The 17,702-nt window shown below is 63.7% G+C and carries 17 protein-coding genes; 10 read left to right on the top strand and 7 right to left on the bottom strand.

What is annotated here, in order from left to right; genetic code table 11:
* The first annotated feature begins 290 nt into the window (after positions 1–290).
* From nrdD to AB5Y91_RS17795, 5 genes are all read left to right on the top strand, one after another.
* Complete coding sequence (nrdD, locus tag AB5Y91_RS17815) at positions 291–2,408, top strand: anaerobic ribonucleoside-triphosphate reductase (protein WP_368170416.1); 2,118 nt, start codon at positions 291–293, stop codon at positions 2,406–2,408.
* A 39-nt stretch (positions 2,409–2,447) separates the two neighbouring features.
* Positions 2,448–2,744, top strand: a complete 297-nt coding sequence (locus AB5Y91_RS17810; protein WP_240455275.1) for a hypothetical protein — start codon at positions 2,448–2,450, stop codon at positions 2,742–2,744.
* Complete coding sequence (gene nrdG, locus AB5Y91_RS17805) at positions 2,741–3,256, top strand: anaerobic ribonucleoside-triphosphate reductase-activating protein (protein WP_368170415.1); 516 nt, start codon at positions 2,741–2,743, stop codon at positions 3,254–3,256. The genes AB5Y91_RS17810 and nrdG overlap by 4 nt, the downstream gene beginning before the upstream one ends.
* A 250-nt stretch (positions 3,257–3,506) precedes the next feature.
* Complete coding sequence (locus AB5Y91_RS17800; protein WP_025327864.1) at positions 3,507–3,677, top strand: YqaE/Pmp3 family membrane protein; 171 nt, start codon at positions 3,507–3,509, stop codon at positions 3,675–3,677.
* A 165-nt stretch (positions 3,678–3,842) separates the two neighbouring features.
* The gene (locus AB5Y91_RS17795; RefSeq protein ID WP_368170414.1) at positions 3,843–4,238 is read left to right on the top strand and encodes an energy transducer TonB; all 396 of its coding nucleotides are present in this window, start codon (positions 3,843–3,845) and stop codon (positions 4,236–4,238) included.
* A gap of 62 nt (positions 4,239–4,300) precedes the next feature.
* On the opposite strand, the gene AB5Y91_RS17790 is transcribed toward AB5Y91_RS17795, so the two are convergent.
* From AB5Y91_RS17790 to slyA, 5 genes are all read right to left on the bottom strand, one after another.
* Positions 4,301–4,660: an MliC family protein gene (locus AB5Y91_RS17790; RefSeq protein ID WP_111909957.1), complete on the bottom strand. Its 360-nt coding sequence runs from the start codon at positions 4,658–4,660 to the stop codon at positions 4,301–4,303.
* 109 nt (positions 4,661–4,769) lie between these two features.
* Positions 4,770–5,642 (bottom strand): beta-1,6-N-acetylglucosaminyltransferase, encoded by an 873-nt coding sequence (locus AB5Y91_RS17785; protein ID WP_303809191.1) that lies wholly within the window; start codon positions 5,640–5,642, stop codon positions 4,770–4,772.
* Positions 5,643–6,127: 485 nt separating this feature from the next.
* Positions 6,128–7,156 (bottom strand): DUF2955 domain-containing protein, encoded by a 1,029-nt coding sequence (locus tag AB5Y91_RS17780; RefSeq protein ID WP_163153503.1) that lies wholly within the window; start codon positions 7,154–7,156, stop codon positions 6,128–6,130.
* A 10-nt stretch (positions 7,157–7,166) separates the two neighbouring features.
* A complete protein-coding gene (locus tag AB5Y91_RS17775) occupies positions 7,167–8,222 on the bottom strand; it encodes an HlyD family secretion protein (protein WP_368170435.1) in 1,056 nt (351 codons plus the stop codon).
* Position 8,223: 1 nt separating this feature from the next.
* The gene (gene slyA / locus AB5Y91_RS17770) at positions 8,224–8,697 is read right to left on the bottom strand and encodes a transcriptional regulator SlyA (protein WP_042040713.1); all 474 of its coding nucleotides are present in this window, start codon (positions 8,695–8,697) and stop codon (positions 8,224–8,226) included.
* Between the two features lie 218 nt (positions 8,698–8,915).
* Here slyA and AB5Y91_RS17765 point away from each other — a divergent pair, with 218 nt between their 5' ends.
* Genes AB5Y91_RS17765 through AB5Y91_RS17750 form a run of 4 tightly spaced genes read left to right on the top strand, consistent with a single transcriptional unit; the run spans position 8,916 to position 14,078 of the window.
* Positions 8,916–10,226, top strand: a complete 1,311-nt coding sequence (locus AB5Y91_RS17765; RefSeq protein WP_042649492.1) for a 2-hydroxycarboxylate transporter family protein — start codon at positions 8,916–8,918, stop codon at positions 10,224–10,226.
* A 22-nt stretch (positions 10,227–10,248) separates the two neighbouring features.
* Positions 10,249–11,799, top strand: a complete 1,551-nt coding sequence (locus tag AB5Y91_RS17760) for an NAD-dependent malic enzyme (RefSeq protein WP_368170413.1) — start codon at positions 10,249–10,251, stop codon at positions 11,797–11,799.
* A gap of 17 nt (positions 11,800–11,816) precedes the next feature.
* Entirely contained in the window at positions 11,817–13,382 is a 1,566-nt protein-coding gene (locus AB5Y91_RS17755; protein ID WP_368170412.1) for an ATP-binding protein, read from the top strand.
* 3 nt (positions 13,383–13,385) lie between these two features.
* On the top strand, positions 13,386–14,078 hold the full coding sequence (locus AB5Y91_RS17750) for a response regulator (RefSeq protein ID WP_042649489.1): 693 nt from the start codon (positions 13,386–13,388) through the stop codon (positions 14,076–14,078).
* A gap of 77 nt (positions 14,079–14,155) precedes the next feature.
* Here the strand turns inward: AB5Y91_RS17750 and AB5Y91_RS17745 are convergent, their stop codons facing one another.
* Complete coding sequence (locus tag AB5Y91_RS17745) at positions 14,156–15,043, bottom strand: DMT family transporter (protein ID WP_368170411.1); 888 nt, start codon at positions 15,041–15,043, stop codon at positions 14,156–14,158.
* A 96-nt stretch (positions 15,044–15,139) separates the two neighbouring features.
* Between AB5Y91_RS17745 and AB5Y91_RS17740 the strand changes: the two genes are divergently transcribed.
* On the top strand, positions 15,140–15,934 hold the full coding sequence (locus AB5Y91_RS17740; protein WP_368170410.1) for a helix-turn-helix transcriptional regulator: 795 nt from the start codon (positions 15,140–15,142) through the stop codon (positions 15,932–15,934).
* A 60-nt stretch (positions 15,935–15,994) separates the two neighbouring features.
* Here the strand turns inward: AB5Y91_RS17740 and AB5Y91_RS17735 are convergent, their stop codons facing one another.
* The gene (locus AB5Y91_RS17735) at positions 15,995–17,512 is read right to left on the bottom strand and encodes an aldehyde dehydrogenase family protein (protein WP_042649486.1); all 1,518 of its coding nucleotides are present in this window, start codon (positions 17,510–17,512) and stop codon (positions 15,995–15,997) included.
* Between the last annotated feature and the right edge of the window lie 190 nt (positions 17,513–17,702).

Raw genomic sequence — 17,702 nt, 5'->3', positions numbered from 1 at the left:
CCTCTTTTGGCGCTGGTTGTGAACTGCGCCACTCCTTCCAAAACCTGTCCTGGATCAAGAAACGGGCAATCGCTTTGGGGCCTAATAGCTACCACATATAGGGGTTATCATAAAAAAAACACCCATATATAGTGTTATCAAGCTGTGCATAAGTCGTCTCTCTCTCAGCGTCAGCCCGGGCCTCTCACGCCTCGGCTGAATGCATGTGCGCCGGGGATAGGGTGTGGAGAAGGGGACTCAACAAGGGTGAGCCCAGGGTGGCTGCCAGGCCTTTAATGCGGGGAAAATCGATGAAACCGGTAGTGATCAAACGTGATGGATGTCGCGCACCATTCAATGGCCAGCTGATCGCCGAGGCGGTGAGCCGGGCGGCGGAAGCGGTCAATCAGGCCAATCCGGCGCTGGCCGAGCGTATCTCAAGCGCGGTCAGTCAGGAGCTGGAAGGGCGGGGTGAGGTGGATATCCACGAGATCCAGAACCGGGTCGAGAACCACCTGATGGCTTCCGACGACAAGGCCATCGCCCGCGCCTACATCGAATACCGTCACGACCGGGATCAGGCTCGCGAGGCCCGCGGCCGGCTGGCCCAGGAGATCCGTGGCCTGGTGGAGCAGACCAACGCGGCTTTGCTCAACGAGAACGCCAACAAGGACTCCAAGGTGATCCCGACCCAGCGTGACCTGCTGGCGGGCATAGTCGCCAAGCACTACGCCATCAGCCACATGCTGCCCCGCGAGGTGGTGCAGGCCCACGAGAGCGGCGATCTGCACTTCCACGATCTCGACTACTCCCCCTTCTTCCCCATGTTCAACTGCATGCTGATTGACTTGCAGGGGATGCTGACCCACGGCTTCAAGATGGGCAATGCGGAGATAGATACCCCCAAATCCATCAGCACGGCCACCGCCGTGACCGCCCAGATCATCGCCCAGGTGGCGAGCCACATCTATGGCGGCACCACCATCAACCGCATCGACGAGGTGCTGGCACCCTATGTGACCATCAGCTGGCAGAAGCACCGTGAAGTGGCCGAGGAGTGGGGTATTGCCGATGTGGGCGCCTATGCCATGGCCCGTACCGAGAAGGAGTGCTACGACGCCTTCCAGTCCCTGGAGTACGAGGTCAACACCCTGCACACCGCCAACGGCCAGACCCCCTTCGTTACTTTCGGTTTCGGCCTAGGTGACAGTTGGGAGTCGCGGATGATCCAGGGGGCCATCCTCGGCAACCGCATCGCCGGCCTTGGCAAGAACAAGAAGACCGCCGTCTTCCCGAAACTGGTGTTCGCCATCAAGGATGGCCTCAACCACAAGCCGGGGGATCCCAACTACGACATCAAGCAGCTGGCGCTGGAGTGTGCCTCCAAGCGGATGTACCCGGACATACTCAACCATGACCAGGTAGTGAAGGTGACCGGCTCCTTCAAGACCCCCATGGGCTGCCGCTCCTTCCTCGGCGCTTATGAGGAGAATGGCGAGCTCATTCATGAAGGGCGCAACAACATAGGGGTGGTCAGCCTCAACCTGCCGCGCATCGCCCTCAAATCCCGTGACGAGGCGGATTTCTGGGACAAGCTGGATGCGGCCCTGCGAGTGGCCAAGCAGGCGCTGATGTACCGCATCGAGCGACTGGATGGCGTCAAGGCGCGGGTCGCCCCCATCCTCTATATGGAAGGTGCCTGCGGCGTGCGGCTCAAGGCCGACGACAACGTCAGCGAGATCTTTAAAAATGGCCGCGCTTCCATTTCCCTGGGCTATATCGGGGTGCACGAGACCATCAACGCCCTGTTCGGCACGCAGACTCATCTGTTCGATAGCGATGTGCTGCGGGAGAAGGCCATCGCCATCATAGCGCGGCTCAAGGCGGCCACCGACGAGTGGAAGGAGGAGACAGGCTACGGCTTCAGCCTCTACTCCACCCCGAGCGAGAACCTCTGCACCCGCTTCTGTCGCATCGACGCCAAGGAGTTCGGCGTGGTGGCCGGGGTGACCGACAAGGGTTACTACACCAACAGCTTCCACCTCGATGTGGAGAAGCAGGTCAACCCCTACGACAAGCTGGAATTCGAGGCGCCCTATCCGCCCATCGCCAGCGGCGGCTTCATCTGCTACGGCGAGTACCCCAACATCCAGCACAATCTGGAAGCGCTCGAGAACGTCTGGGACTACAGCTATGACAAGGTGCCCTACTACGGCACTAACACTCCCATCGACGAGTGCTACGACTGCGGCTTCACCGGCGAGTTCGAGTGTACCTCCAAGGGCTTTACCTGCCCCCGCTGCGGCAACCACGACCCCGCCAAGGTGTCGGTGACCCGCCGTGTCTGCGGCTACCTCGGCAGCCCGGATGCGCGCCCCTTCAACGCGGGCAAGCAGGAAGAGGTCAAGCGCCGGGTCAAGCATATGTAAATCGCTAAAGACTCCCTGTGATACAGGGAGTCTTACTTTATGAAGGTTGAGCTCATGTTTCTAAAACCGATGTCGGAAAAAATGCTGAGGCAATGGGTAGCGCGAGACACTTGGCATGAAGCGCATATTAATGACACCCAATTTTTCTATCGTTTTATTCATGCCTATGTGTCAGAGCATGGCTACGCACTAGATGAAGAATTGCTGCGGGATAAGATCTTGTTCATGTTGAACCGGAGTGAAGATCAGTATTTCCAGACACTTGCTAGTGAAAGAGTCCGTTTTATGAGTGATCTGCTGGAATACCTCAAATACACCCAGAACCTTCAATCATGAATTATCACCAATACTACCCGGTCGATGTGGTGAACGGCCCCGGCACCCGGGCTACCCTGTTTGTCTCGGGCTGCGAGCACCAGTGTCCGGGTTGCTACAACCAGAGCACCTGGCGCCTCGATGGAGGCAAGCCGTTTGATGAGGCGATGAGCGATCGCGTCATTAGCGACCTCAACGACACGCGCATCAAGCGGCGAGGTCTGTCGCTCTCCGGCGGCGATCCGCTTCACCCTGCCAATGTGCCCCAGGTGCTGGCGCTGGTGAAACGGGTGCGGGCAGAGTGCCCCGGCAAGGACATCTGGTGCTGGACCGGCTACCTGCTTGGCGAGCTCATCCCGGCCCAGCGCGAGCTGGTCGCCCTGCTGGATGTGCTGGTGGACGGCAAGTTCGAGAAGGAGCTGGCCGACCCCGGCCTGCTCTGGCGCGGTAGCAGCAACCAGATCATCCACGATCTCAACGCCTGGCGTGAGCAGGAGTACAAAAGCCGGATCCCCTGCCAGCTGCTGGCGTGACGATAGCGGCAACCAGATCATCCACGACCTCGACGCCTGGCGGGATCGGGAGCACAAGAGCCGGATCCCCTGCCAGCTGCTGGCCTGATGATTGCGCTTCCTGGGTGCGCCGACCTCCGTCAGCTGAACCCTGGCTCAATCCCGGGTGAGAAAGGCGCGAAAGGTGTCCGCTGTGGTTTGCAGTTGTGGGCAAGGCTGTTTATGGTTAGCCCATCCGAATCACATGACATCTTTCATGAGGAACCATGAGATGAACAATCTGCTCAAGATCCTGCTGGCCATCTTCCTGCCGCCGGTCTGTGCCTTTATCCAGGTGGGGCTCAGCCTGCACTTCTTCATCAACATAGTGCTGACCCTGCTCGGCGGCCTGCCCGGCATGGTCCACGCGCTCTGGCTGGTGGTCAGCGACAAGCGCGCCTGAGTCATCCCCATGCGAACAAGGCCAACCCCAGGGTTGGCCTTTTTATTGCGTGCGAGACTCGTCTGCCAGATGGGGGATTCCTGAATGAGGCTGATTGGTTGACACTGCCCCCTGGTCAAGCCGACCGTTCAAGGAGCCGAGCGGTCACAAGACAAGGAGTGTTGCATGGGTTTGAAGATAGCGCTGCTGGGGGCCGCCCTGATGCTGGGTGGCTGCGCCAGCCCCAGTCCCACCGTGAAGCTGAATCAGCCGCCACGGGAGGTCTCGGAGGAGGAGCTGTGTCTCTACTGGGTGCAGGAAGGGGAGGTGACGCAGTTCAACCTGCCCCTCAAACGGCCTATGAAGGCGCCGGTTGAGGGGTTCGTGGATATTCGCTACCTCATCGACTCCAATGGCAATCTGTTCAGCCCCGAGATACTGGCGGCGGAGCCGGCTGGGATGCTGGAGCTGGCCGCCCTGACGGCACTGTCAAAGATGCGCTATCGGGTCGCCGAGCAGAATCCGGAGGCTATCCCCGTCCAGGTGGTGCAGCGCTTCCGGCTCAAGGGGACGCCCCAATGACAAAGACCCCGGCCTTGGCCGGGGTCTTTGTCATTGTGCGGGGGAGCTGTTGCTGTCGGGGCTTATTGCTCCTTGCAGTCGTTGTAGCGGCTCTGCCATTCCCCGGCTTCATCGCGCATCTCCACGAAGCCTTCCTTCCCCTTGTTCCACCAGACCACCTCGTGATCGTCGGTGTAGCGGGCCCCGGAGGCGGAGACAGCCTGAGGCAGGGTGTAGTCCTTGCCATCGGGCAGGGAGAGCTTGACGAAGTTCAGGCTCTCGTCCGAGAGGGAGAAGTAGCGCACCTGCACCTTCTGGTTCTGCTCGCACAGATAGGTGACAGGATCGCCCCCTGTGACCCCCAGCTTGCCAGCGCCCAGATCGCAGCCGCTCAGCAGGGTCAGGGTACCCAGACCCAGTAGTGCCAAATTGGCCTGTTTCATGTTGTCTCCTTAATCGGCGTCATATGGCATTGAGCCTAACAGTTTGGGCCAGCGTCGCAATCTTGATGAGTGCTGGCCGCGTCGGTAAGTGTCCGGATGCATCTATGAGTCAGGCCGGTACGGGCTGGCGGATGTCCGGTGTGGCGAGGGGGCACATCATGGCGCGCTCCAGTATATCCAGGATGTCGCTGTCTATGGTCTCGTCAAACTTGCGGGCGAACAGGTGCTCGCTTTGCTGCAGGGCGTCAGCGTCATCCACCGTGTAGTCGCGCGGGCGCAGCTTGATGTCACCCATGGGGATCCAGTCGATGGCGCGTTTGTCATCGTTGACTATCTGGCCCTGATAGCTGGTGTTCATGATCACCGTCTGGAAGAAGCCCTCGTCGGCGATCAGGGTGTGGCGGTAGAAGGCCTTGAAGCGATCGACCTCCGGGCTGTGGCTGACGAACTCACAGAAGGCCCGGCTCAGTATCATCCACTGGTTGCCAATATAGGGGGTCACATTGTCCAGATAGGGGCGGGTCTTCACCGGCTCGCACAGCAGCTCCTGGGCGGTTTCGGTCACATAGTGATCGATGCGGTGCAGGGTGTCGGGCCTGTGCTGGCGCTGATCCGCGACCTTGAGGAAATCCTTGCCCCTGTGCTCGCGCAGGAAGTCGTGAATGTCGCGCTGGGATCTCAGCGGGAAGTCCTGGGCGCTCAGGTTGATGAAGAACTCCCACTCCTGGTTCTGCTCCAGCAGCGCCGCTATGCCGCGCAGCTCCGCATCCACCAGGCTGTAACCGCCCCAGAGCGCATTCTTGCTGGGCAGCATGGCGGCGTTGGGGTAATCGGCCAGAAAGTCGGCTATCTCCTGCTGCAGCTCGGGGCCAGAGCGCTTGTCCACGTGGATCAGGTAGTGGTTGCTGTGGTGGTAAATCGCCTTGAACAGGCGCTTGAACTGATCGGGATAGCGATGAACCAGAATGAGGTAGGCAATCATGTCTATGTGTCCTGTGTGGGCGGCAGGGCGGCGCCAACCAGAACACAGCCTCAGGCCGCAGGCTTGATGCCGGTTCTCGTGGTCTGGCCGCTGTCGCAGAAAACGGATGGATGCAGATAACAACAGTGAGAGCCGGCTGCGACAGGGAGGGATGCGCCTTATGGCATCGGGTCGATACAGCGGGTCTGGCGACATCAGGTTGAGGGTGAGAGGTGGGCAAGGGCTGCCCTGGCTGGCGACTCTTTTGCATGACAAGCCTGTCATCAGGTGCAGAGCGCAATCGGCCGGTGAGTGAGGGGCCACAGTAGCACGGTTCCGGCCAGGTTCGGCATTTATCGCCTGTGCGGCAAAATCCTCACTCAATGGAGCCAAGATCAGCTCTCCATATTCACCGCAGTCTCATAGGCCAGCACCTTTGCCACAAAAAAACGCCCCGCAGGGTTGCGGGGCGAAAGACAGCACATCCTTGGCCATTGGAAAGGGGATCAATAACCGAATCGGGTCGCCTCGAAGCGGTTGAGCAGACGGTGGATGAGGTAGCAGGCCAGCAGGGTGGCGACGATGGCGAACATGATGCTGCTCACCCGGTAGAGGGCGCTGAACACCAGATCGTTGCCCGGGGTCAGGTACTGGCCAAACAGTATGCCGAGGGTGGTGAGGGCGCCGAAGCCGACCCCGGAGCCGCTCGCCTCCTTCACATGGGCATGGCTGAACAGCATGGCCCCGAGCCAGAGCAGGGGGGTGACCAGCAGCAGCAGACCAGACCAGTCGTAGAGCACCAGCTGGCCCAGGATACCGAAACTTACCCCCAGCAATGTGCCCATGGCGCGCTTGCGGGCGTAGCTCAGGGCCCCGTCCCAGTGCATGGGGAAGAGCACCAGCAGTGTGGTCGCCTGGGCGGACATGGAGTCGCGCAGATCGAACAGCTGGAATACCAGGAACGACAGGGTGGCGATGCTGGCACCTAGCAGGGCCTCGTGGCGCATCCGGTGGGGCGCCTTGGGAGAGGGGGCGGGGGCGGGCCGCGCCTCCACATCCGGGATCAGGGCCGTCATCAGGTAGGCGATGAGCACCGACAGTATGCTGGCCCAGAGGTTGCTGAAGATGAGATCGTTCAGATCGGTTCCGGGATAGCTGGCAAAGTGCAGCATGATGCTGAGGCTGAGCACGCCGTTGGCGCCAAACAGGAAGAGGCTGCCCCGGGACATGGCGGCGAAGCGGTAGAGGAACAGCAAAAAGACCAGGGGGGTCATCAGCCCGGGATGACCGCCGAACAGGCCGCCCAGCAGGCCGACCTCCAGCCCGCACATGGCGGCGGAGGCGATAAGCTGGCGGGCGGCGTGGCCGTTCATCACCGGGATCATGCCGAGCAGCAATACCGGGGTGACGGTGAAGAAGACCCCGTTGCTCCAGCCGAAGATCTTGCACAGTACAAACCCCAGGGTGCAGCCGAAGGCGATGCGCAGACACTGGCGCAGCTCGTTGGCGGTGAGGGGTCTGTGCCACAGGTTCATGGTCGTCATCTCAGTAGATGTAGTGCAGCAGGCTGAGCAGGCGGATCTGGCCGCGGGCAAAGAGCGCGCTCAGGGCGTTGTCCGGCAGCAGCTGGACGGTGGCGCGGGCCCCGGCCGGCAGATGGGCGGGCAACTGATCCAGGGTCAGGTGCAGGCGCAGTCGCTGGGCATCCCGCACCCAGCGATCGGACTCGATGGGGTTGGCCAAGAGGCCGTTGGCGTCGAACTGGCCGGCGCTGACCCCGGCGTCCAGGCTGGCGACCCGGGCGGCATAGAGGCGGCCGGGCTCGCCGTCGAAGGCGACCAGCGCGCGGCTTTCCGGGGTGATGTTGCGCAGGCTCTTCTCGCGAAAATCGGCGATCACGTCCACCTGCTCCGAGACCAGGGCCAGCAGGGGAGAGCCCGCCGTGGCCACGCTGCCAGGCTTGAGCTGCAGGTTGGTGATGATGCCATCCTGGCTCGCATGGACCTGGCTGTAGGTGAGGTTGAGCTCTGCCTGGGCGAGGCGGTTGCGCGCCTGGCGCAGCAGCAGGTTGTCATCACCGGCCAGGCCACGGTTGACGCGAGCCTGCTCCATGCGGGCCTGGCTGGCCAGCAGGTTGGCACGGGCGGTGCGGGCGGCGCTGTCTGCGTCATCTTTCTGCTGCTCAGACACCATGTGGCGGCGATAGAGGGTATCGATGCGCTCGGCCTCCCGCTGTTTCTGGGCGGTCTGGGTCTGCAGCGAGCTGAAGTCGGCGGCGGCGGCGTTCAGGGTCGCATCCAGCTGGCGATTCTGTTGCTCGGCCTGATCCAGGGCGAGTCTGGCCTGCTCGACCGCGAGCTCGAAGGGGGCCGGATCCAGCATGAACAGCAGATCCCCCTGTTTGACGTGCTGGTTGTTCACCACGGCAACCTCGACCACCTTGCCGCTGACCTGGGGCGCCATCTTGGTGACGACCCGGGTGGCCATGGCCTGGGGGGTGAGGGGCATCTTGATGTCGGCCAGCAGGAAGTAGCCGAACACCAGGATGAAGCAGGCCATGGCCCACTTGATCCAGCGTTTGAATTGTTGATCCGGGGTCATCTTATTCTCTCTCTTCATGCTGGGCACCGATCTTGCCGAGGGCATTGGCGGAGATGCGGTGCACTATCTCTTCAAACTGGGCCAGCTCCTGCTGGCTGATGCCTGCCAACAGATCCCGGCGGACCTCCATGATGCGATCCTCGATCTTGTCGAGCAGCGCCTTGCCGGCCGGGGTCAGGGTGACGATGCGGGCGCGCTTGTCCTGGCTGCAGCAGTGGCGCTCGATCAGCGCCAGCTCTTCCAGCTGACCCAGGGTGCGCATCAGGGAGGGCAGCTCTATCTCCAGCGCCTCGGCCAGGGTCTTCTGGCTGAGGTGGCCGCCGAGGCGGCTCAGCTTCCAGAGCGCGGTCCAGCGCGGATGGGTCAAACCCAAGGGGGCCAGCTCGATATCGGCCACGGTGCGCCACAGCCGGTGCAGTCGCCCCAGCTGTTCGGCGAGGGAGAGCTCGCGCAACATCTCCAGATCCTTTTTCATGGCAGATACCTCACATACTTAGCCTGCTAAGCATTATATTTATTTCGCAGGCTAAGTAAAGTGTGATTCAGCTCACATTCAGTTTCGGGGGCTGGGGACGCGGGGAGGGCAATGGTGCTTAAGGTTTCAATGTTTTTATATGGCTTTGCAGGCCCGCTAACCGACAGCGCAGGAGGGGATACGTAGAGTGGCGCCACACCACAAGCTGGAGCATAACAATGAAAAACCTCTCTACCCCCGAAGTACAGATGAAGGGCGCCTGGAGCGACCAGCAGATCGCCGGCATGCCCATGATGATCTTCCTGGGGCTTGCCACCTGCGTCCTCTACGCCGGCTGGAACGGCTCCCTGCCGCTCGGCATGGTCGGCGCCCTGGCGCTGATGTTCGTGCTCGGCACCCTGCTGAGCGAGCTGGGCGAGCGGATCCCCCCCATAAGGGAATACCTGGGGGGCGGCACCATACTCGCCATCTTCGGCGGCGCCGCGCTGTTCGAGTACCGGATTCTGCCGGTCGAGGCCGGTGAGGTGATCACCCGCTTCATGAAGGAGGGGGGCTTTCTGAACTTCTTCATCGCCAGCCTGGTGACCGGATCTGTGTTCGGCATGAGCGGCGCCCTGCTGAAAAACGCCGCCATGCGTTACCTGCCGGTGATCCTGGGGGGCGTGGCCCTGGCGCTGCTGAGCGTCGGCCTGGTCGGCTCCCTGATGGGGTACGGCTTCAAGAATGCGGTGCTGCTCATCGGTCTGCCCATCATGGGTGGCGGCATGGGCGCCGGCGCCGTGCCCCTGGTGGAGATCCTCTCCGGCCCCTTGCAGATGTCCAGCGCCGACCTGCTGTCGCGCATGGTGCCCGCCGTGGTGATCGCCAACACCCTGGCCATACTGGTGGGCTCCCTGCTGGCGCGCCTCGGTCGTCGTTACCCCTCCCTGACCGGCAACGGCAAGCTGATGGTCAAGGAAAACAGCCAGAGCGTGGCCGACGAGCAGGCCGAGGCGCCGACCTTGCAGAGCCTGGGTCTCGGGCTCTTCATCAGCTCCAGCATGTTCGTGCTGGGCTCCCTGCTCGGCAACTTCATCCCCATGCACCCCTTCGCCCTGATGATACTGGCGGTGGCCTTTATCAAGGTGAGTGGTGTATTGCCCCGTCGTTATGAACAGGCGGCCGCCGACTGGTATCAGTTCGTGGTGAGCAACCTCACCCCCTCCCTGCTGGTGGGCATAGGGGTGGCCTACACCAGTATCCCCGAGCTCATCGGCGCCTTCTCGGTCAACTACTTCATCATGGTGCTGACCACTGTGGTCGGCGGCGCCCTGGGGGCGGCCCTGGTGGGGCGCATGATAGGTTTTTATCCCATAGAGGCGGCCATCACCGGCGGCCTGTGCATGGCCAACATGGGGGGCACCGGCGACGTGGCCGTGCTGTCGGCAGCCCAGCGCATGAAGCTGATGCCCTTCGCCCAGATCTCTTCTCGCCTCGGCGGGGCAGTGATGCTGATCCTGGCCACCGCCCTCATCTCTCTGCTCGCGTGACGACCGGATACAGGAAAACGACATGAACGACATCATGATGGGCACCAGCCTGCCCTATGCCGAACGCAAGCGTCAGGGGCTGATGGGGCGCATGCCCCACAAGGAGGAGTCCCTCTCCCAGCAGCGCCGCCGCATCTACCGCCTGGTCTCGGCCATGCAGAGCCCCTTCGATCAGCACCTGCTGCTGCGCCAGTTGCAGGAGGACAACCCTGTGCTGTTTTACGATCTGGTGCGCCACCACCTGCCGGAGCTGCTGCCCATCATCTACACCCCAGTGGTGGGCGAGGCCTGCCAGCGCCACAGCGATCTCTACCTGCGCAGCCACGGTCTCTACCTCTCCTGGCACGACAGGGACGAGCTGGACGCCATCTTCGCGGCGGTGGAGCAGGAGGTGGACGTCATCGTCATCTCCGACGGGGAGCGGGTGCTGGGGCTCGGCGATCTCGGCATCGGCGGCATGGGGATCTGCATCGGCAAGCTGGCGCTCTACAGCGCCGCCGGTGGCATCAACCCGGCCCGCACCCTGCCCCTGTGCGTGGACGTGGGCACCAACAACCCGGCCCTGCTGGAGGATGACTCCTACCTCGGCTGGCAGGCCCCGCGCATCGACGGCGAGACCTACTACCACTTCATGGACAAGGTAGTGGCGGCCATTCGCATGCGCTGGCCCCAGGTGGTGCTGCAGTTCGAGGACTTCGCCGGCAAGCATGCCGCCAACCTGCTGGCCCGCTACCGGGACGAGCTCTGCATGTTCAACGACGACATCCAGGGCACGGCGGCGGTCGCCTCCGCCTGCGTGCTGGCGGGGTTGCAACAGGCGGGAAGCACCCTTGCCGACACGCCGGTGCTCATCGTCGGCGCGGGCTCGGCGGGCTGCGGCATCGCCGCCATGCTGGCCCGGCTGGCGGGCAGTCCAGAGCAGGTGCAGTTGTTCGATCAGGACGGCCTGGTCTGCCTGGACAGGGCCAACCTGACCCCCTCCCAGCAGCCCTTCGCCCGCCCGGCAGAGGAGGCCTGCGGCTCCCTGCCCGAGCTCATCGCCCGGCTGAGGCCCGGGGTGCTGATCGGGGTGAGCGGCCAGGGCGGACTCTTCACCGAGCAGGTACTTGGCGCCATGGGGGAGGCGTGCGAGCGCCCCGTCATACTGCCGCTCTCCAACCCGACCCGCAGCGCCGAGGCGACCCCGGAGCAGGTGTGGCGGGCCACGGGCGGGCGCGCCCTGCTCGCCACCGGCAGCCCCTTCGCCCCGGTCGAGGTGGCTGGGGAGGCGCGGGTGGTCTCCCAGTGCAACAACGTCTATGTCTTCCCGGGCATTGGCCTCGGGGCCTGCGCGGTCAAGGCGCGGCGCATCAGCGATGGCATGTTGCTGGCCGCGGTGCGGGCTGTGGGTGCCTATCCGCTGGTGACGGGTCGGTTGCTGCCCCCTATCGAACAGGTGGGAGAGGTGGCCCGCGCCGTGGCCAGGGCCGTGGCCCTGACCGCCCGTGAGGAGGGGTTGGCGGATTTTGACGGTGATCCCGCGCCGCTCATTGACCAGACCTGGTGGCGCCCGCACTATTGGTCCGCCTCCTGAGCTTGCAAGGTTAATCGATGAAACTGCGCCACCAACTGGTCACCCTCTCCCTCGGGCTGTCACTGCTGCTGATCCTGATCCTGGGTGGCCTGCTCGCCCTCTTCATCCGCCACCTGCTGGAGAGCAATCTGGAGGAGAAGGGGAGCGATCTGGCCCGGGTGCTGGCGGCGGACAGCCGGGTGGTGGAGGCCCTGCAGCAGGGCAATGATCCCGGCCTGCGGGACTATGTGCAGGGGATCTGCAGCCGCACCGATGCCGCCTACATGGTGGTGACCGACGAGCATGCCCGCCGCCTGAGCCATCCGTCGCCCGAGCTGGTCGGTGCGACCTTCCGTGGCGATGACATCTGGCCGGCGATCCAGGAGCGGCGCAGTTACTGCTCCAGGGACAAAGGCACGCTCGGCCCGGCCATCCGCTGCTTCTCGCCCGTGATAGGGGCGGACGGACGCGCCATAGGGGCGGTGGCGGTGGGCTATCTGATGCGGACTGTGGAGGGTATCTATCTGGAGCGGATAGCCCTGCTCATCAGCGCCATCGGTGCCGTGCTGGGCTGCGGCCTGCTGCTGGCGCTCTGGTTGCAGCACCGGCTGCGTCGCACCCTGCTGGATCTGGAGCCGGAGACCATAGTCAACCGCTTCGCCCAGCAGGATCTGGTGCTGGAGGGCATCTCGGAGGGGATAGTGGCCCTCGATGGCAACCATCGCATCAAGATGCTCAACAGCGCGGCCTTCTATCAGCTGCGGCTACCGGGCACCGGTCGCCACGCCCTGCTGGGGCAATCCCTGGCCGAACTGGCCCCCAGCCTGTTGCCCGCCCTGAACCAGCAGGGGGGGGTGAACTTCACCGTGCAGGGGGAGGCCTTCGTCGGTCACTGGCAGGATCTCAGCGGCCGCGAGCCGGGCCGCATGCTGATCTTCAGCCGACCGGATGGCACCGGCAGCCTCGGGATGCAGGTGACTCACTTGCGCCAGTATGCCGAGATGCTGCGGATCCAGACCCACGAGTTCGCCAACAAGCTGAGCAGCCTCTCCGGCCTGCTGCAGCTCGGTCACGTGGATCAGGCGGTGGAGCTGATCCAGCAGGAGAACGAGGCCTGCCAGACCATGTTGCAGGATCTGCTGCGCTCCATCGAGAACAAGCCGGTGGCCGGCCTTATCCTCGGCAAGTTCAGCCGGGCGCGGGAGCTGGGGGTCGAGCTGGTGCTGGATCCCGGCTCGGCCCTCGGGGAGTACCCGGCCGAGGTGTCGGCGGATCTCATCACCTGCATCGGCAATCTGCTGGACAACGGTATCAGGGCCGCCTGGGCGAACCGCCAGCGGTGCGCGCCCCGGGTGCTCATCTCGGTGGATGACTTCGGGCGTCGGCTGGTGATCGAGGTGGAGGACAGCGGCGAAGGGGTGGACGAGGCGCTGGCGGATCACCTGTTCGACTATGGGATCAGTCGCCAGACCGGCGATCATGGCGTAGGTCTCTTCCTGGTCAAGAAGACGGTGGCCCGCCGTGGGGGTGTGATAGAATGGCGCCGCACCGCCGAGCAGACCACCTTGTTCGGTATCTATTTGAATAAAAACCAATTGGTGTGAGTCATGAAGCCAATTTTCACTCTTGTTATCGAGGACGACGAGCGGATCGGCGCCATCCTGGCGGAGCTTATCTCCTCGACTCCGGGCTACTCCCTGCTGGGGCGGGCCGAGAGCCTGGCCCAGGCCGATCTCATGATGCGTGCCACCGAACCCCAGTTGCTGGTGGTGGACATCTCCCTGCCGGACGGCTCGGGTCTCGAGTGGGTGAACCGGCTGCGCAGCCACAATCGGGAGGTCTTCGTGGTCATGGTGACCGCCTCCTGCGACGTGGAGACCATACAGCAGGCCCTGAATCTCGGAGTGCAGGACTACATCATCAAGCCGCTGCGGCTGTTTCGCATCCAGCAGAGCCTGGACGAGATCCTGACCCTGCATCGCCGCCTGTGCGAGCGCGGCCTGCTGGAGCAGAGCGATCTCGATCGCCTGATGGGCAAGGGGCGGATTCAGCCGAGGGAGGTGCGCGACACCCCCAAGGGCATAGACGCCATCACCTTGCGCCAGGTGCTGGAGCTGCTGGCGGGGGAGCCGGACACCGCCTTCTCCACCGATACGGTGGCGCTGCGCCTGTCACTCAGCCGCACCACGGCGCGCCGCTACCTGGAGTTTCTGGAGTCCGAAGACAAGCTGGACGTGGATCTCAACTACGGCCAGCGCGGTCGCCCAGAGCGGCGCTACCACTGGCGCCGGAGCAGCTGAGGCCGCTCTAACCCGCTGATGAAAGAAGGGAGCCCGAGGCTCCCTTCTTTCATTGCGCAGCAACGGCGTTCGCCAGCTTATGCCCCTTCCACCAGGGCGGGGCGTGCCCTCGGCTTGAACTGGGAGATCATGACGCCGGTCAGGATCAGGCCGCCGCCTATCAGGTGATGGCCATGGATGGGCTCCCCCAGGGAGATGACGGCGATCAGCGCCGTGCACAGGGGCATCAGGTTCATGAACACAGAGGTGCGCTCCGCCCCCATGGCGGCGAGGCCGCGCATCCAGCAGTAGGCCGCCAGCAGGGAGGAGGCGAGCCCGGCGAACAGCACCAGACCCCAGCCTTCGGCGGGCACCGCCAGGGAGTCAGCACTGAGGGCGACCGGGATCAGCAGCAGCACCGCCAGCAGGATCTGCAGATAGAGGTTGAGCCAGGGGCCGAACGGCAGTTGCCAGCGGCGGATCAGCAGGCCATAGAGCGCATAGCTGGCGGAGCCCAGCAGCATGAGGCCATCCCCCGGATTGATGCCGTCGTGCAGCAGGGCCAGGGGGTTGCCCTGACCCAGCAGCCAGAACACCCCGAACAGGGAGAGGCTCATGCCGAGCAGCGCCTGCTTGCCCGGACGTTGGCCGAAGAAGAGGGCGCTCTGCAGCAGGGTCAGCAGCGGTATGAGGGAGCCGATGACCCCCATGTTGGTGGCCGAGGTGCTGTGGGCGGCGTAGTAGGCCAGGCACTGATAGAGCACCATGCCAAGGGCCGCCAGCACCAGCAGCTTGCCGAGCCAGGGGCGGATCTCGGCGCGGCGGCGCCACAGTTGCGGCAGGCAGAAGGGGGAGAGCGCCAGGGCGGCGATCACCCAGCGGTAGAAGGAGATGGCGGCGGGATCCAGCACACCGGCGGCGGCCTTGGAGACCACGGTATTGGCGGCCCAGATCAGGATGGCGAGCAGGGGGAAGAGAAAGGGCATAGGCACTCCTTGATACGATGACGAGAGTCTAGCCTTGTCTTGAACGATGCAAGTAGCGTAAATAAGACATGTCATAACCGCTTTGGGACAATCTTCATGGGCAGCCTCACCCTGGCCGAGCAGGATCGCCTGCTGGCCGACCCCAACCCCCTCTATTTTCGCTACCGCCAGATTCAGGGGGGCAACGCCTGCGCCGAGCATACCCACCCCTGGGGCCAGCTCAGCCTCATCAGCCTGGGGGTCATGGTGGTGGAGGTCGAGGGAGAGCGACTGGTGGCGCCGGCCGACTACCTCATCTGGGTGCCGGCCAACCTGCCCCACAGCGCCTTCAACGAGCAGACCCTGGATTACACCTCCATCTACGTGAGCCACGCGCTGGCGCCGCGCCTGCCAAGGGAACCCCAGCTGCTGGAATTGACCCCCTTGCTGCGGGCCCTGCTGGAGGACTTTACCCAGCGCCGGGTCGGCCATCTGGAGGACGAGTGGGACGCGCGCCAAGGGGAGCTCTTCATCGAGAAGCTGGCCCGCACCCGCTGCCAGCCGAGCTACCTGCCCCAGAGTCGCGATCGCCTGCTGGCCCCGCTGCTGGCCGCCCTGCACGCAGCTCCCGAGGACAACCGCACCCTGGCTGAATGGGCCAAGGTCTTGCACAGCACCGAGCGCACTCTGGCGCGGCGCTGCCAGAAGGAGCTGGGCATGAGCCTCGGCCAGTGGCGCACCCGGCTGCGCATGGTCAAGGCGCTGGACTGGCTGCGGGGGGAGATGCCGGTGCAGGAGATAGCCTGGCGCCTCGGTTACACCTCGACCTCGGCCTTTATCGCCATGTTCAACCGGGAGCTGGGCTGCTCCCCCCAGCGTTATCGCCAGCAGCTGGGCCAGCCAGGGGGTTGATGAGCCTGGTGGAAAAAGAGAGGGCGCCCATGGGCGCCCTTGTCATCAGAGGTGGCAGGTTCAGAAGAAGCCGAGGGGGTTGATGTCGTGGCTCACCAGCAGGTTCTTGGTGTTCTGGTAGTGATCCAGCATCATCTTGTGGGTCTCGCGGCCTATGCCTGACTTCTTGTAGCCGCCGAAGGCGGCGTGGGCCGGGTAGGCGTGGTAGCAGTTGACCCAGACCCGGCCAGCCTGGATGCCGCGCCCCATGCGCCAGGCCAGGTTGCTGTCCCGGGTCCAGAGACCCGCCCCCAGGCCATACTGGGTGTCGTTGGCAATGGCCAGGGCATCCGCCTCGTCCTTGAAGGTGGTGACCCCGAGGGCCGGCCCGAAGATCTCCTCCTGGAACACCCGCATCTTGTTCTGACCCGAGAAGATGGTGGGCTGGATGTAGAAGCCCCCCTCAAGGCCGCTCACTTTGGCCGGGCCGCCGCCTATCAGCATCTTGGCCCCCTCGCCGCGGCCAATCTCCATGTAGCTCAGTATCTTGTCGAACTGCTCCCGGGACGCCTGGGCGCCCACCTGGGTCGTGGTGTCCAGGGGGTTGCCCTGCACTATTGTGCGGGCGCGGGCCAGCACCCTGTCCATGAAGTCGTCATAGATGCTGGCTTGCACCAAGGCGCGGGAGGGGCAGGTGCACACTTCGCCCTGGTTGAAGAAGGTCATCAGCATGCCTTCCACCGCCTTGTCGATGTAGCTGCTCTCATGCTGCATCACATCGGCAAAGTAGATGTTGGGGGACTTGCCGCCGAGCTCGACGGTGGAGGGGATCAGCTTGTCGGCGGCGCAGCGCAGTATATGGGCGCCGACTTCGGTCGAACCGGTAAAGGCCAGCTTCTGGATCCTGTCGCTGGTAGCCAGCGCCTGACCCGCCTCGGCGCCGAAGCCATTGACCACGTTGACCACGCCGGGGGGCAGTATGTCCTTGATGAGATCCATCATCAGCATGATGGTGACCGGGGTCTGTTCGGCGGGCTTGAGCACGCTGCAGCAACCGGCCGCCAACACAGGAGCCAGCTTCCAGGCTGCCATCAACAGCGGGAAGTTCCAGGGGATGATCTGGCCGACCACGCCTATGGGCTCCTTGAAGTGGTAGCTGACGGTGTGCTGATCCAGCTCGGCGGCCGAGCCCTCCTGGGCGCGGATGCAGCCGGCGAAGTAGCGGAAATGATCCACCACCAGCGGCAGGTCGGCGGCCAGGGTCTCGCGCACCGCCTTGCCGTTCTCCCAGGTCTCGGCGACGGCGAGCACCTCTATGTTCTGCTCGATGCGATCGGCGATGCGCAGCAGCAGGTTGCTGCGCTCGGTGACGCTGGTCTTGCTCCAGCTGGCAAAGGCCTTGTGGGCGGCATCCAGCGCCAGCTCTATGTCGGCGGCGTCGGATCTGGCCACCTCGCAGAACACCCGGCCATCCACCGGCGAGACGTTCTCGAAATAGCGGCCGGCGCGGGGGGCCACCCAGTCGCCACCGATGAAGTTGTCGTAACGGGACTTGAAGCTGACCAGGGCGCCTGCCTGACCGGGAGCGGTGTAAATCATCTCATCATCCTTATGTGTGTGGTCCTGACCGGCCGGGGCCGGTGACCAGCTGCTATCGCAAGGGCCGTGCCAGAGGGTCTGACCAGAGGGACGAAAGTTAATAAAACGTTATCAAACGGGGTGCGGCGGCGTATCTTGATTAACCAGTGACCCCGGTCGTGGCGATGAGACTGTGCCGTTTCTGGACAGT

Source organism: Aeromonas sp. R4-3, assembly GCF_040908275.1.
GTDB classification, from domain to species: domain Bacteria; phylum Pseudomonadota; class Gammaproteobacteria; order Enterobacterales; family Aeromonadaceae; genus Aeromonas; species Aeromonas rivipollensis.
Note: the sequence above shows the minus strand (reverse complement) of the source record. Positions and strands in the feature narration are given on the sequence as shown.